A 13,445-nucleotide genomic window follows, 5' to 3' on the forward strand; every position below is an offset into this window, starting at 1 on the left:
AACGAGGCTGACGAGCACATGGTCAACGCCCAGCGGGTACCAACCGACGCCTGCACAGGGGCTGAGCACAGTTCCTGGCAAATTGCCGCAGAGGATGCGGGGCGGAGTCCGCTTGAGGGCGCCTTTCCAGGACCCTTTGGACAGATCGGTCGGCTTCTGAGCCGGTGCGGTCGCGGACCGGTCCGGATCGGACGTCCGTCTGGCTCTGTGCGGTGGCGGGCCATGGCCCACCTCTTTTTTGATCGGTGCCGCCGCACCGCGCGCGGGCGGCGCGGCGGCGGACACTGCAGGTCACAGGGCGCCAGGTGACTGCTGTCGGGTCTCGTCGGCCACCTGCCCAGCGGCCTGCCGGGCCTGCTGCGTGACCTGCCCGGCCTGGTCGCTGGCGGCTTCCTTGGTCGTGCGGGCAGCTTCCGCGGCGCTGTCCTTGACCTCCTGGGTGGCCTGCTTCGCCACCTCCGTGGCGTCCTGCTTCACCTGCTGGGCGGACTCCATCGCTGCCTGCTTCACGGGCTCTATCACGCCGGAGGCGTTCTCGGAGAGCTGGGAAACTGCCTGCTCCTCGGCCTGCGAGCCGGGCAGGAGCGAGGCGGTGAGCAGCCCGGCGCCGAACGCGATCAGACCGGCCGCCAGGGGGTTGCCCTGCGTCTGGCGGGCGACCTGCTCCGGGGCGCTGGCGACCGCTTCGCCGACCTGACCGGCCGTCTGGCGCATCGTGTCTGTGGCCTGCCCGACGCTGTCCTGGACGGACGCCGCGGCTTGCTGTCCGTGATCCTTGGTGCTCTGCGCGGTTCCAGAAGCGGTGCCCATGACGCGCTCGCGCGCTCCCCGGACCGCTCCTCGCATGCGGTGGGTACGGCGGCGCACGATGCGTCCCGGGCTGGCGCGGTCGGCCAGCCGGTCGACATTTTGCGACAGGCGCCCGCGGGTGGCCTCAATCTCGGTTCTCACTTGGTCGGGTGACGTGCCCATTGCGCGTCCTCCTTCAGGGTCTCCACGGTCTGTTCCGGCTTGGGGGACACCTCCCGCATACGGGAGCGGCCCATCATGAACAGCACTGCCGCGATCACCGCCCACGCCGCAGTGACGATCAGTGCCGCCCATCCGGTGTCCATCACGTTGGCCAGGCCGTACATCGCGGCGAGCGAAGCGAACAGGGCGACCATGTAGCCGCCGAATCCGGCCCCGCCGTACATTCCGGCGGCCTTGCCCGCCTTAGAGGCCTCCGCACGGATCTCGACCTTGGCCAGTTCCGCCTCCTGCCGGAAGAGGGTCTGAACGTCCGACGCCACCTTCGACACCAGCTCTCCAACCGAGGGATCCTGAGTGCGAGGTGTCGTTCTTATCGATGCCATGTCACACCTCCGGATAGCCGCGCGGCCCAGTCCGCACAGCGCCCTCGGGCAGTTCCGGCGACACCGCGGCCTGCTCCTGCACCGGGGCCGAACGCTGGGGCGTGCCATGTCCCGACTGAGACTTGCTGCCGGCCTTGACCAGCCTGCCGGCCGCGAGCCCGGCCAGGGCCGCCCCTGCCAAGAACACGCCCGGTCGCCGCCGCGCGAACCCCTTCACATCCTCGGTCATGCCATCCACGCCGTGCTGGTCCAGGTAATTCGCTGCCCGATGGCCACCGTCGGCCATCTGGGACACCAGGCTGCGGGCCGGGGAGTCGCCGGGGGCGCCGCGTGTCAGTTCCGACAGGTCCTCCGCCCACTGGCGTATCGTCCCGGCCGCCCGCTGCGTCTGCCCCTGCACCTCTTCGGTCACCCGGTCTCTGAGATCCCCGCCGGCGCTTTTGGCCTGGCGGCGTGCTGTGTCGGCTACAGTCCTGGCCTGATCGACCGCAGTGCCCGCCACATCTCCGGCTGCTTCCCTGGCCTGGCCCGCCGTAGCCGATGCCTGCTCCTTCGCGGTCTGTCCGGCCGCCTGTGCACGCCCGGCCCCGCCGTCGGCGATCTGAGTACTCACAGCCCTCACCCTCTTTCCGGGCGCGGATCAGCCCTTCAAGCTTCGCTGGAAGACCGCGGGGGGACGCCTGCTCCCGCTCGCCACGGGTCGTCTCTCGACTCAGGGAGGAACCTTGCCGCACCTGTACGCTTATCTACCGATTGAGACACTTTGCGAGTATCCGAGGGCTGACATGCGAAACGGCCTGGATCCCCACAACAGCCTGGAGCCAACACGCACTGCTCAGGAGGCACCGGTAGCCCTAGTAGGTGATTTGGCGGACTTGTCAGAGACGCTGATCGTTCCGTCACAGTCCCGGCCGAACCGGTTGAAGGCTTCGCGCAGGTCTTCCTTGCAAGCGATCACAGAAGCAGCCGTCAGCGGCCTGCTCCTCCAGCTCGGCCACACCGTCGAAACCGCACCCGACCACAACGGTCTACGCGTCCGGCCGGATCCCGGTAACCCCCGGCTCGGTTCAGGGCTGGTGGCCGGCGACGTCACCACCCGGGTCGTCCGCCAGCATCACCGCGGCAACGGTGCGCTTGCCCACTGGCTCCCGATGCACCTCAACCGGGACAGCCTGCCCCCCCAGAGCGGATCGAAGCCGCCACCCACAACCTAGAGCCCGCGCAGGGTCCTTGGTGGTGGCGTGCCGCTGGTGCAGGCCGGGCCTCGGAAGGGGCGGGAAGTTCCTGGGCCCGGCTCGGGGTGCACGGTTGACTGGGTGGTGCGTTGAAGAGCGTGGGCTCGTGCAGGCCGAGCCAGACGAAGCCGTGGCCTCGCTCGCGCACCCGGGCGACGGATTCCTCGACGGTGGGAGCGGCCTTCTGGCGGAGGCCGTCGCGGTAGACGACGCAGTTGACGACCGTGGAGCCGAGCGGGGAGCGGGCCGGGTTGCTGAGGTCCACGCGCCGTCCCCGCCGCGCGAGGCGCGCGACTTTGCGCAGATTGCCGACCATCGACATGCGGAGTACTCCTTCGCCGGAACCCGGCCAGTGTGCCAGGTGGCGGTATTGGGGCTGTCAGCCCCTGCCCGCGCCGAGGGTGTCGGCACTCATCAGGCAGGCCGGGCGTAGCGTCACCGGACGTGGTCCGGTAATCGTGTCGGTCACGTACTCATGGTGCTGTCGAGCCCCGCCTCGACGCCGACTTCGCCCTCGAGGGGCCAGCGGCTCCTCCCCCGTCCAGGCCGGCAACTCCACGACGCACTCCAGCCCGTTCGCGCGCCGTAGCCGCCCGCCCGCGTAGCAGCTCGCCGCGATACGCCAAGGCGTCACAGGGCGCCATCCGGTTCATTACCCACCCGCGCGACAGGCTCAAGGACTGTGGCGCGTGTTTCCACGCCCTGGGGAGTGGTCGCCGCGGGCCGGGCAGGACAACCTGCCAGGCTGCCGCCGCCGCTCGGACGTCAGGCGGCGCTGAACTCGTGGACAGGTCCGCTGCGCCAATTCCCCACTGCGGGGCGTCCAGGGTGGCCTCGGGGTCGGGGACGACCGCGCCCTCGAGGAACAGGGCGAGTCCTTCGAGGCCCGCAAGGCCGCCCGGATCCGCCGCAGCGTCTGAGGACCCGGCCGTATTCATGCGCCCCCGAACGGGCTGGCGCGGCGTGCGACCGCCTCACCGATGCCGCCGGAGCGGTCCCGAGCCCGCCGAGGCGGCCTGTCCGGGGGATCCTCGACGAGGAGCAGATCACCCTCGCCTCCGGCACCCTCAACCACGTCGTTTCCATGCGGTCCGGACCAGGGTGGCACTGGCTCTCCCAGGGAACAGCAGGGTCTGGTCGGCCCTTTCCGCCGGATGCAGAGTGGTCCGCATCCGCCCACCGCACCAGGCCGGTCCACGAAGACCGGCTCACGCAGCAGACCCAGGAGCCTCCATGAGTTACCCCGCCCTCGCCACCCGCACCGCCGTAGTCACCGGTGCGGCCAGCGGTATGGGCACCGCCACCGCTCGCCTGCTCTCCGCGGGTGGCGCCCGTGTCGCACTGCTCGCCCGGCGTACCGACCGGCTGGACGCGCTGGCCGCCGAGCTCACGGCTGCCGGAGGCCAGGCCCTCGCCGTCACCGCCGACGTCACCGACCAGGCCTCCGTCGACGCCGCCGCCGAGGCCGTGCACGATGCCTACGGCCGTGTTGACCTGGTGGTCAACAACGCCGGTGTGATGCTGCCCAACCCCCTCGCCGAGGGTCGGCTCGACGAGTGGACCCGCATGATCGACACCAACTTCACCGGTGCCCTGCGCGTCATCCGCGCGTTCACTCCCGACCTCACTGCGGCCGCCGCCGACGGCTGCACTGCCGACCTCGTCAACGTCTCTTCCATCGCCTCTCACGTACTTTTCCCCGATTACGCCGTGTACGGAGCCACCAAGGCCGCCCTCACCCAGCTGTCCGCAGCACTGCGCACCGAGCTGGGCCCGCGCGATGTCCGGGTCAGCACCATCGAGCCGGGCCTGACCGACACCGAACTCGGTGGGCACATCGATAACCCGGAACTGCGCGATCAGCTCGGTGGGATGTTCGACGCGATCCCCGCCCTCACCGCCGAGGACATCGCTGACCTCATCGCGTACACCGTCAGCCGTCGCCGGCACGTCAACCTGCGCCACTCGGTCGTTCTGCCGACCCGCCAGGCCTGACCGTCCGGGTCACAGCCCGGGGCCGCCTCGGGCCGCCCGTCACCGACCCACAGGGACAGCGGCGCTGTCGGCTGCGGCCATGGTGACCGCGATCCCCGCCTTCTCACCAGGGGGTGGGGGGGGGGGGGGCCGGGGGCCCCCGCCCCCCCCCCCCCCCCCGGGGGGGGGGGGGGGGGGCCCGGGGGGGGGCCCCCCCCCCACACCCCCGGCATCGGCCACACTCGGCGTATGAACACCGCGACCAGCCTGAGCGACTTCCTCCGGACACGCCGCGCCGGCCTGCACCCGCAGGACGTGGCCCTGCCGGATTTCGGCGGCACGCGCCGGGTCGCCGGCCTGCGACGCGAGGAGCTCGCCAAGCTCGCCGGCGTCAGCGTCGACTACTACACCCGGATGGAACAAGGCCGCGTCGCCAACCCCTCGGACGCCGTGCTCGACGCCCTCGCCCGCGCACTGCGGCTGAACGACGACGAGTGGCGCCACCTGCACCAGCTGGCCCGATCGCGACACGCCGCCCGTCCGGCGCGCGGGCACCAGGCCGGCCGACAGCGCGTGCGGCCGATGCTCCAGCGGCTGCTGGACGAGCTGAAGGACGTGCCGGCCATGGTGATGGGGCGGCACATGGACATCCTGGCCTGGAATCCGGCAGCGGTCGCTCTCTTCGGCGACTACGCCGCCATCGACCCGGCCGAGCGCAACATCGCTCGGATCACCTTCCTCGACCCGGCGTCGCGTGAGCTGTACGCGGACTGGCCCTCCTGTGCCCGCGAGAACGTGGCCTACCTCCACCTGGAGGCGGGAAGGAACGACCCCAGCGACCCGCGATTGGCACAGTTGATCGGGGAGCTGTCGTTGCGGAGCGCAGACTTCCGCCGCTGGTGGGCAGAGCACCCGGTCCAGGACAAGACCTCGGGCATCAAGAGATTCCACCACCCGTTGGTCGGCGACCTGGAACTGACCTACGAGACCCTGCGCGCCGTGGACGACCCCGGCCAGGCACTGATCACGTATGCGGCCCAGCCGCACACCTCGTCCCACGACGCCCTCCGCATGCTGCTTGCATGGACCGCCGCCCCCACAGCCAACGGCGCCCGCCCCTCGACCGACTGACGAGCCGGAAGCATGGGATCGGGGCCAGATCCACACCGGACCACGGATGGCACCGGGTCACGCACGCCCATAACTGAACATCTCGCGCATAGGTCATCATGTCGCACTTGTTGACATTCGGGTAGGTGTGAATGACCATTCATTCATGGCTACGAGTGAGGGCACCCGCGAGGTTGGCAGATCGACACGGGAAGAGATCATGGATGCCGCACTCGAAGTCTTTGCCGCTCAGACGTTCGCAGGAGCACGCGTCCCCGGAATCGCCAAGCACGCGGGGGTGGCACAGGGCACCCTGTATCGGTACTGGCCGAGCAAGGAAGCTCTGGCCAATGACGTGTACGGCAATGCCAAGCGGGTGTTCCTCACTTACCTACGCCGGTCCATGCCGACGACCCTCCCGGCCGACGAGGCCGAGATGCGCGCCCTGTTCGACATCCTCTGGCGGAACCTGACGGATTTCGCCGAGGAGCAGACCCTGATGCTGATCTTCCTCGAGCATCAGCAGCACGCCCCCTTCCTCGACCAGAACGCCCTGGACATCACACGGGAAGTCGAGGAGTTCGCCCACGGCCTCGTTCGCGCAGGCCAGCGTCTTGGGCTGTTTCCTCCCGTGAACCCCCAGCTACTGCGGCTTATGGTCTTCGGCTCGTACGTGGGCCTGAGCAAGGGGCGCACGGCAGGCTATTCCCCCTCTCGCGAAGAAATGATCATCGCCCGCGATGCGCTCTGGGCACTGCTGACACACGGCAGCCCGTACGCCGGCACGTGACCGGACCTGAGCCATACGCGGAGCACACATCTCCTGGAGGCAGCTATGCATTGGTGGGAAGTCAGCGTTCCGCTCGTTCCCGACGACGGCGCGGCCGGTGTGCACATCTTCACCTACGTGGACACCACGCCGAACGAAGCCCGCAGCCGCGCTCGTGAAGACGCAGGCAGCTCGTGGGCCATCCGGCATCGTCGAGGGGCGAAGGTCGACTTGTCACACATGACGCTCATGTGCCATACGCCAGATCTGCGATCACGGCATTCGACTTCGGCGGAGATACCACGCCAGCGCACGACGTCTTGACGTGCTGCCCGACCACACGACGGAAACCCGGTTGGCAGTGGCGGACAGAACCGTAAGCCAGGTGGATCTTGCAGGTCAGACCACCCCGGGACCGTCCGAATACACCAGCAACCGACGAACCCCCAAGAGCGGTCCTTCGCTTCTGGAGCGCTGTCATCCGCGACGGTATGGAGTCCCACGAGGCGCATTTTCTGCGGCTACGTGAGCGATCGGTCGTGACCTGCACCGCACGATCAATCGGCGTCTGCCCTATATGGACAGCGGTGCGTTCGGATAGGTCATGTACTGATTCGCCTTCCTTGTCGGCGGGGGCTAGGCGGGTCGGGATGAGGTAGCTGCACAAGTACGTCTTGCCGCGCGTCGGCCGCCGCGTGTCGGTTGACGGCCCAGACAATGAGTGCGCAGAAGGCGAAGGCGGCGCCGAGAAGGCTTGATCCGGCCCACCCCGCGACGGAGTACACAGCGGTGGTGCCGGTTGCCCCGACGGCGGAGCCGAAGGAGTAGAAGAGCATGTAGCCGCCTATGACGCTGCTCGTCTGGTGCGGGTATGCGGCCGTGAGCAGGTGTTGACTGCTGACGTGTACTGCCTGCACCGCGAAGTCGAGAACAATCACGCCGATGATGACTGGCCAGAGCGACCAGGACGCCTGTCCGGTCGCCAGCCATGACGCCGCCAGGAGTGCAAGTGCGCCGCCCGTGATGACGTTGGCGTGGCCCGCGTCAGCCCCCTGCCCGGCTCGGGAGGCGCCTAGGGCCCCGGCGAGCCCGGCAATCCCGAAGAGACCGATCTGGGCCGTGCTCAGGTGCCACGGCCCGGCTGTGAGCGGCAGAGCCAGACCGCTCCACAGCACGCCAAAGGAAGCAAACAGGAAGAATGCAATCAGTCCACGCGAGACGAACACGCGCTCACGGAACAGGCGACCGAGCGAGATCAGCACTGCACCATACGTGGCCCGGACGTCGCGTGGGTCGGACGGCAGGAGCTTCAGGGCGAAGCCGGTGAGCGCGATGAGGAGGACGGCGAACACCACGTAGATGCTTCGCCATCCCCAGAGCGCAGCGAGACTGCCTGCGAGTACGCGCGCTCCGAGAATGCCGATGATGACGCCAGATGTGACGGCGCCGAGTGTGCGGCCGCGTTCCGCCGCTGGGGACAGGTCGGCGGCGAAGGCGACTGTGGTCTGAACGACAACCGCAAACAAGCTCGTTAGAGCAAGCCCGGCAAGCAGGAGCCATAGCTGGGCAGCGACTGCGGCCAGAGCCATGCCGACCGCGGCGAGGAAAAGATGCCCGGCAATGAGCTTGCGCCGATCGAACATGTCCCCGAGAGGGACAAGAAGGGCCAAACCGATCAGGTAGCCGAGCTGTCCGGCGGTGACGATCCATCCCAGGTCGGCTTCCGGCAGGCCCAGGTCTCCGCCGATCTGGGCCAGTACAGGCTGCGCCCCATACATCGTCGCGACCGCGACCGCGCAGATCACGGCGAACAGCATCCTTAGGCCAAACGTAAGACTCACCGACGCACCCCAATGAGTAGCAAATTGCAACCAAAATGAAGGTACGGCAGAATGGTTTCGATCCGCAACTCTTCAGGAGCAGTGATGCCTCGCACAGCGCTACGCGCCGATGGGATGCCCTGGACCGACCCCGCCTGCCCCGTCGCACGCACGCTCGACCTGGTCGGAGATCGATGGAGCCTGCTGATCATTCGCGACGCGATGGACGGCGCGCGCGCGTTCACCGACTTCCAGCACCGCACCGGAATCGCACGGAACATCCTCACCGACCGCTTGAGACGCCTGGTCGAACGAGGAATCCTCGATCGGCAGGCCGCCCCGACAGGGCGGCGACAGAACTACGTCCTCACAGAGGCAGGCCGAGACCTCTTCACCCTCATCGTGGCTGCGCGCCAATGGGGGCAACGGCACGCCTTCGCGCCAGGTGAAACTCACTCAGTTCTCGTTGATGAAAGCGGTCTTCCGCTCCCAGAGCTGCACCCCACCGACGCGCACGGCAGGCCCGTGGACATCGATACGACCTCTGTGCTGCACAATCGCTGACCACAAGGAAGGCCATCTGACATCCCCAGCGGTCCTACGACCCATCAGTGTCGAGACGACCGCGAGTGGTGCGGCAGCATCGCAGGCCTGTCGAAGCAGGCTGCGTGCCTCCTCGCTTCGCGAGGCGGTGGCGACCAGCGCGATCCCATCCGTGGTCGCGTCGCGTGGCGTACGGCGTTGCCGCCCCGGCCAAGCGTCGGCCGTTCTGCCCATCATCGCGACATCCGGCGCCCGCAGCCACTCCTGGCCGCAGCACCCTCCACCGACCGACCCATGTGATGCTCACCGGGCCGGGGTGCCCCGGGCCGCGCTTTTCGCGCGGGTGCCGGGGCCCTGACGCCGGCCGGTCGGTCAGTTCAGGAGGGCGGTGCGGATGGCTCGTTCGACGTGGACGGCGGTGTTCTCGTGTCCTGCGGCGTTGGGGTGGACCAGGGTGACACGCTTGCCGATGAGACCGCAGTTCAGGAGCGTGCCGGCGAGCTTGGCGGGCCAGTAGTCCGCGGCATCGCCGCAGATGCCCTCAACCCATTTGGTGTCCGCACTCTGGCAGGCGTCGTGGCCCACGCTGGAGGAGTAGACGTCGACGTAGGAGTCGCCGAAGAACGAAGTGACCCGCTGGATCGTGTTGTTGAGCCGCTTGAGGACGTCGTCACGGAGCCAGTCGACGTCGGCGTGCTTGATCGAGCCCAGTTCGGTGAGGGCGGGGCGGTTGCAGTCGCTGCCTTCCTCCGGCAGGACGGCCGGGTAGCCGACCGTGATCACCTTGGCGTTGGGCGCGGCTTCGTGCACTTTGGCCAGCATCTGGATGTACTCGTCCTGGACCCGGGCGAGCTTGTCCTGGATGCTCTCCTCCCCCTCGGGAGGACTGGTGTAGTACTCGCGGCAGGACTTGCCTGGCGTCGCGCCCAGTTCGAGGCACTTGAGGAGCATGCCGCCGAAGGGCAGGCTGTTGCCGCCGACGCCGATGGTGAGGACGTCCGTCTGGTCGTTGAGCTTCGCCCGCTGGATCTGCGTGTCCACCGCAGGCCAGCCGGCGGCGGGGGGCTGGACCGGGCTGATCGGCGTCTGCTTGGCGTCGGCGATGTCGGCGATGGTGGCGTTGCCGCAGCTGACGTTGGTTAGGTGGACGTACTTGCCTGGCGGGAACTCGTCGAGTTCCCGTTCGACAACGCCGGGGTAGGCGTCGCTGGTGCGGTCACATCCGTCCCGCGACGCATCACCCAGAGCGGGCTGCGGATCACCGACGAAGCCGCCGGCGGTGTATGAGTCGCCGAGAGCGGCCCACTCGTACTGATCGGCCGCACCGGCGGGCAGCGAGGGCACGAGCGCGGACACCGCCAACGCGAGCCCGACGGCCAGGGCTTTCGTGCGCAGGCGGGAGACCGGGTGTCGCATGAATCCTCCAGGGCTAGCGACCAACGGGAGTTGTCGAGGTGAAGGCCGCCATCGGCGTGTACGTGTCGAACGCACCCCTAGCCCCACCTCGCTCTGAGTAGTCGTTTGACTACGCTCCGAAAATAGGGGAGGGCACAGGGCCTCCTGCCTCGCGTGCTGGGTAAACCACCCGCCCGTATTGCGCTGAGGCCCGGCCTCCACGGTGAATGCGCGGGGCGGCCACCTCGGCCTTCATAGGGCCTCTTGGCGGTGCGCGGCCGGCACCTCGGTACTCGAAGACCGCCGTCACCACGGGCACTGCCAGCAGCAAGTCCGGCACGTCGACCACCACCGCCGCTTCTCGCCCGGCGGCTCAATCTCACACGAGCGGCCGTGGAGACGAGCAGCCGGCACCCAGTCTCGTTTTGTCCGATAGGTGCCTGTTGGGTATCCGGCTCGCGATGATGCGATCACTTCCATGAAGAAGATCGCGACACTGGCTGCCGCAACGGTGGGCGCCGCTTCCTTGATGTCGGGAACTGCCGGTGCAGTTCCGATGCCCGAGGTACCGCATCCGTGGGACAAGCGGGTCAAGTGCCAGACCAACGATCCGGAAGGCAGGCACATCGTCACCCGCTACGGGAACTCGGACCTGGGCTGGTACCACTTCACCCGCCGCCACAACATCAAAAAGTTCTCCTCTCTGGCAGCGGCCCTTCACGGACGTGTGGACCGCAACGACCATCACGGTCACCCGGAATACGACGGGGTAGTCATCGAGACAGGCCCAAGACCGCGGCAGGTGAAGTACAACGTCGTCGCGCAGTACACGCGCAAGACGACGGATGGCCACTACGATGCCGGGCGAGGTCAGAAGATCGGCGTCATTACGGCCTACTGCCACAACCAACCGAGGAACACGTGTCCCGCATGGGCTCGCATGTGAATTCAGCCGAACCCGAACCTGGCACGGAGGAGACGGCCACCGGCCATCTCTTCGATCTCGTGCGATTCTTCATCACCACGCACGTGCCCTGGAAGCCGCTGCTCATCGGCGCGATCATCACCGGCGGCGACCGCATGCGCCTCTATTTCCGTTCGCCCGAGTGGGACCGCACATACGGCGTGGACGTCCTGGTCAGCAATACAGGCCCTGGCCTGCTCGCCTCCCTGGTATCTCCGGCGTTTCTGGCCAACGAGCGCCTGCATCAGCCCTCCGCCGACCCACACTGCGACGTGATCGTGGACCTCACCGACTACTGAGGCACAAGTAGAGGTGCAGCTGGGTCAGTTCAGGCCCGGTGCTCAGGCCATCAGCGAGGCGAAGCCGACCTTGGCATACCCCGTCGGCGTCAATTGGCTGACGCAGGCGCCGTCTTCACAGCATTCGCGGCCAGCGCCCGCGCAGTTGCTGCGCTGGTGAGTAGACAGCTGGAAACACAGCGCAGGCGTACGCGCCCTTACTCTTCTCGCTGCTCTCGTACGCACTATGAGGGCCCGGAGCCGCTCCAGGCTCCGGGCCCTCACGCTGTCCGCTGCCCGCGGGGCCTGCCGGCGCCTGCGGTCCTCGGTTCAGGCCGACAATGCGACGTTGATTGTGGGGTAAAGAGGCAGGACGTCGTCCAGGCCGACGATGTGCAAGACCTCGTGGACATCTGCGGGCACGCCTGCCAGCCGGATCCAGCCGCCGCCCACCGGCGCGGCACGCTTCATGCCCACCAGCACGTTGGCGCTGCTGGAATCCATGAAGGTCACACCACTGAAGTCCACTACTGTCCGATGGCCCGAAGCGGCGTTGCAGTCGGCGAAGGCCTCGCGGAGACGGCAGACGGTATTGAAGTCGATCTCCCCGGCCAGCTCGATCACGCAGTCCCGTCGGCGGCAGTGTGGCAGTAAATGTCCAGGCGGGAGGCATTCACGCCATCCCCTCTTCCTGTCAGGCGGCAGCAGCGCACCGGCTGGCACCCGCACGCCGACGTAATCCGCAGTCTGCCCGGCATGGGCGCCATGCTCGGAGTTACCTTCATCGCCACCACCGGCGGTGACATGCATGCCTTCGGCACGGCAGACTGCCTGGCCGCGTTCGCCAGCCTGTCACCGGTGCCACGCGACTCCGGTCGCGTCAGCGGCAACATGCGTTGGCCTCCCCGCTTCCACCGCGCGGCCTCCTGCGGGCCTTCTACCTGTCTTCCATGGCCAGCCTCCGGTCGGGTCCCGACTCACGGGCGTACTACGAACGAAAGCGCGCCGAGGGAAAGGACACAAGCAGGCCGTACTGTCCCTCGCCCGTCGAAGGGCCTGAACCATGATCCGCCACGGACGTGTTATCAAGCAGCACCACCAGTGACGAGAGCTGCTTACATCTTCATTGGGAAGTCATTTAAGGTCCGAATTCAGGGGCGCGGGTTGGTGCGGTGCCAGCGGGGGCGTGCGTCGGTGCCACGGCGGCCGGCGACGGAGGCACAGCGTGGGCACTGGCGCTGTACGCGATCTGCGGCGCCACCGGACTCCGGGAAGGTGTCCACCCAGGCGACATGCGCAAAGCGAAAGAGCTGGGAACGGCTCAGAGAAAGCCCACAGACGGTCTGGTTCATGCCTTGCTCCCAGGCATGAACCTCTCCGGCGGGCAGCCGGCGCCGGCCCACTTCCTCATCGGTCCACTGCCCGGAGGCGGCGACCGCGTACTGCTTGACGCGACTCATGACCGGCCGGCCACAGGACCGACTCCGGTGTGCCGTCCAGGCTTGATGGCAGCATGACGCTGACCCGGTCCCGGGCCGGACCGGGCGGCAAGGGCATCGGCGACGGCGCCGGTGGCGAACCCGTAGACGGTTTTGTGCAGGACATCAATGAGAAGTTCTGCGCGTGGCCAGGTCTGCGGCGGTGCCCCGACACCGGTGGCGTTCTCCAGGATCTGGTCAGTGGTCAGGCGCACGACCGTGAACTTGCCCGAGGACAGCGCTCCGCGCAGACCTGCGTGGGCCATGACCGATCGCAGGATGCCCATTGCTGCGGCTTGGCCGACGTGCATGGCCCAGTTCGAAGCCACTGGTGCTGCCTTTTCGGGCAAGCCGGTCAACCGTTTCATGGTCCGGCCCGGAACATAGGAGTCGGGGCGCCCGGTCAGACGCTGCTCCGCCTTCTCTGCGAGTGTCATTGCTGCCGCGCCGACCGCTCCCGCGATCAGTCCCTGCCACACCGCTTGCTTCACCATGCGGCGCCGGGTACCCGGCGCCGGCCGGTC

Annotated in this window: 14 protein-coding genes and 2 pseudogenes; 7 read left to right on the forward strand and 9 right to left on the reverse strand. The window is 67.9% G+C overall.

Annotation, left to right across the window (positions count from 1 at the left end; translation table 11 throughout):
• Positions 1-291: 291 nt before the first annotated feature.
• From ACFYQQ_RS28325 to ACFYQQ_RS28340, 4 genes and pseudogenes are all read right to left on the reverse strand, one after another.
• Complete coding sequence (locus ACFYQQ_RS28325) at positions 292-972, reverse strand: DUF3618 domain-containing protein (RefSeq protein ID WP_356240096.1); 681 nt, start codon at positions 970-972, stop codon at positions 292-294.
• Positions 948-1,292 carry a phage holin family protein gene (locus ACFYQQ_RS28330; RefSeq protein WP_355779376.1) on the reverse strand — a complete coding sequence of 115 codons (345 nt, stop codon included), beginning with the start codon at positions 1,290-1,292 and terminating at the stop codon, positions 948-950. Before ACFYQQ_RS28330 ends, ACFYQQ_RS28325 begins: the two co-directional genes overlap by 25 nt.
• A gap of 64 nt (positions 1,293-1,356) precedes the next feature.
• Complete coding sequence (locus ACFYQQ_RS28335; RefSeq protein ID WP_355779373.1) at positions 1,357-1,968, reverse strand: hypothetical protein; 612 nt, start codon at positions 1,966-1,968, stop codon at positions 1,357-1,359.
• A gap of 719 nt (positions 1,969-2,687) precedes the next feature.
• Positions 2,688-2,912: pseudogene (locus ACFYQQ_RS28340) on the reverse strand (magnesium transporter CorA); the annotation flags it as partial.
• Positions 2,913-3,823: 911 nt separating this feature from the next.
• On the opposite strand from ACFYQQ_RS28340, the gene ACFYQQ_RS28345 reads away from it, so the two are divergent.
• The 3 genes from ACFYQQ_RS28345 to ACFYQQ_RS28355 all read left to right on the forward strand — a co-directional run bounded on the left by ACFYQQ_RS28345 (position 3,824) and on the right by ACFYQQ_RS28355 (position 6,464).
• Positions 3,824-4,585, forward strand: coding sequence for an SDR family oxidoreductase (locus ACFYQQ_RS28345; RefSeq protein ID WP_355796148.1), 762 nt, complete (start codon positions 3,824-3,826; stop codon positions 4,583-4,585).
• Positions 4,586-4,813: 228 nt separating this feature from the next.
• On the forward strand, positions 4,814-5,695 hold the full coding sequence (locus tag ACFYQQ_RS28350; RefSeq protein ID WP_356240099.1) for a helix-turn-helix transcriptional regulator: 882 nt from the start codon (positions 4,814-4,816) through the stop codon (positions 5,693-5,695).
• 145 nt (positions 5,696-5,840) lie between these two features.
• Positions 5,841-6,464, forward strand: coding sequence for a TetR/AcrR family transcriptional regulator (locus tag ACFYQQ_RS28355; protein ID WP_356240102.1), 624 nt, complete (start codon positions 5,841-5,843; stop codon positions 6,462-6,464).
• Between the two features lie 581 nt (positions 6,465-7,045).
• Here ACFYQQ_RS28355 and ACFYQQ_RS28360 read toward each other — a convergent pair.
• Entirely contained in the window at positions 7,046-8,260 is a 1,215-nt protein-coding gene (locus tag ACFYQQ_RS28360; protein WP_355787394.1) for an MFS transporter, read from the reverse strand.
• 108 nt (positions 8,261-8,368) lie between these two features.
• On the opposite strand from ACFYQQ_RS28360, the gene ACFYQQ_RS28365 reads away from it, so the two are divergent.
• Positions 8,369-8,827, forward strand: a complete 459-nt coding sequence (locus ACFYQQ_RS28365) for a helix-turn-helix domain-containing protein (protein ID WP_355787400.1) — start codon at positions 8,369-8,371, stop codon at positions 8,825-8,827.
• Between the two features lie 351 nt (positions 8,828-9,178).
• Here the strand turns inward: ACFYQQ_RS28365 and ACFYQQ_RS28370 are convergent, their stop codons facing one another.
• A complete protein-coding gene (locus tag ACFYQQ_RS28370; protein ID WP_355787391.1) occupies positions 9,179-10,222 on the reverse strand; it encodes an SGNH/GDSL hydrolase family protein in 1,044 nt (347 codons plus the stop codon).
• 457 nt (positions 10,223-10,679) lie between these two features.
• On the opposite strand from ACFYQQ_RS28370, the gene ACFYQQ_RS28375 reads away from it, so the two are divergent.
• Positions 10,680-11,147, forward strand: coding sequence for a hypothetical protein (locus ACFYQQ_RS28375; RefSeq protein WP_355787388.1), 468 nt, complete (start codon positions 10,680-10,682; stop codon positions 11,145-11,147).
• Positions 11,132-11,464: a hypothetical protein gene (locus ACFYQQ_RS28380; protein WP_355787385.1), complete on the forward strand. Its 333-nt coding sequence runs from the start codon at positions 11,132-11,134 to the stop codon at positions 11,462-11,464. Before ACFYQQ_RS28375 ends, ACFYQQ_RS28380 begins: the two co-directional genes overlap by 16 nt.
• 309 nt (positions 11,465-11,773) lie before the next feature.
• On the opposite strand, the gene ACFYQQ_RS28385 is transcribed toward ACFYQQ_RS28380, so the two are convergent.
• Positions 11,774-12,253 (reverse strand): STAS domain-containing protein, encoded by a 480-nt coding sequence (locus ACFYQQ_RS28385; RefSeq protein WP_388905514.1) that lies wholly within the window; start codon positions 12,251-12,253, stop codon positions 11,774-11,776.
• On the opposite strand from ACFYQQ_RS28385, the pseudogene ACFYQQ_RS28390 reads away from it, so the two are divergent.
• Positions 12,161-12,497, forward strand: a pseudogene (locus ACFYQQ_RS28390) (transposase); the annotation flags it as partial. The gene ACFYQQ_RS28385 and the pseudogene ACFYQQ_RS28390 overlap by 93 nt on opposite strands.
• Positions 12,498-12,594: 97 nt before the next feature.
• Here ACFYQQ_RS28390 and ACFYQQ_RS28395 read toward each other — a convergent pair.
• Together ACFYQQ_RS28395 and ACFYQQ_RS28400 are read right to left on the reverse strand one after the other, a co-directional pair.
• Positions 12,595-12,903 (reverse strand): hypothetical protein, encoded by a 309-nt coding sequence (locus ACFYQQ_RS28395; RefSeq protein WP_355779082.1) that lies wholly within the window; start codon positions 12,901-12,903, stop codon positions 12,595-12,597.
• A complete protein-coding gene (locus tag ACFYQQ_RS28400) occupies positions 12,900-13,415 on the reverse strand; it encodes a hypothetical protein (protein WP_355779079.1) in 516 nt (171 codons plus the stop codon). The genes ACFYQQ_RS28395 and ACFYQQ_RS28400 overlap by 4 nt, the downstream gene beginning before the upstream one ends.
• Positions 13,416-13,445: the final 30 nt, after the last annotated feature.

Source organism: Streptomyces sp. NPDC005496 (assembly GCF_042872045.1).
Lineage (GTDB): Bacteria > Actinomycetota > Actinomycetes > Streptomycetales > Streptomycetaceae > Streptomyces.

What these genes read in the sequence shown, in the direction of transcription:
- ACFYQQ_RS28325 (WP_356240096.1), bottom strand. Translation starts at nt 972, where the DNA reads ATGGGCACGTCACCCGACCAAGTGAGAACCGAGATTGAGGCCACCCGC.
- ACFYQQ_RS28345 (WP_355796148.1), top strand. Translation starts at nt 3,824, where the DNA reads ATGAGTTACCCCGCCCTCGCCACCCGCACCGCCGTAGTCACCGGTGCG.
- ACFYQQ_RS28350 (WP_356240099.1), top strand. Translation starts at nt 4,814, where the DNA reads ATGAACACCGCGACCAGCCTGAGCGACTTCCTCCGGACACGCCGCGCC.
- ACFYQQ_RS28355 (WP_356240102.1), top strand. Translation starts at nt 5,841, where the DNA reads ATGGCTACGAGTGAGGGCACCCGCGAGGTTGGCAGATCGACACGGGAA.
- ACFYQQ_RS28360 (WP_355787394.1), bottom strand. Translation starts at nt 8,260, where the DNA reads ATGCTGTTCGCCGTGATCTGCGCGGTCGCGGTCGCGACGATGTATGGG.
- ACFYQQ_RS28365 (WP_355787400.1), top strand. Translation starts at nt 8,369, where the DNA reads ATGCCTCGCACAGCGCTACGCGCCGATGGGATGCCCTGGACCGACCCC.
- ACFYQQ_RS28370 (WP_355787391.1), bottom strand. Translation starts at nt 10,222, where the DNA reads ATGCGACACCCGGTCTCCCGCCTGCGCACGAAAGCCCTGGCCGTCGGG.
- ACFYQQ_RS28375 (WP_355787388.1), top strand. Translation starts at nt 10,680, where the DNA reads ATGAAGAAGATCGCGACACTGGCTGCCGCAACGGTGGGCGCCGCTTCC.
- ACFYQQ_RS28380 (WP_355787385.1), top strand. Translation starts at nt 11,132, where the DNA reads ATGGGCTCGCATGTGAATTCAGCCGAACCCGAACCTGGCACGGAGGAG.
- ACFYQQ_RS28385 (WP_388905514.1), bottom strand. Translation starts at nt 12,253, where the DNA reads ATGCATGTCACCGCCGGTGGTGGCGATGAAGGTAACTCCGAGCATGGC.
- ACFYQQ_RS28395 (WP_355779082.1), bottom strand. Translation starts at nt 12,903, where the DNA reads ATGAGTCGCGTCAAGCAGTACGCGGTCGCCGCCTCCGGGCAGTGGACC.
- ACFYQQ_RS28400 (WP_355779079.1), bottom strand. Translation starts at nt 13,415, where the DNA reads ATGGTGAAGCAAGCGGTGTGGCAGGGACTGATCGCGGGAGCGGTCGGC.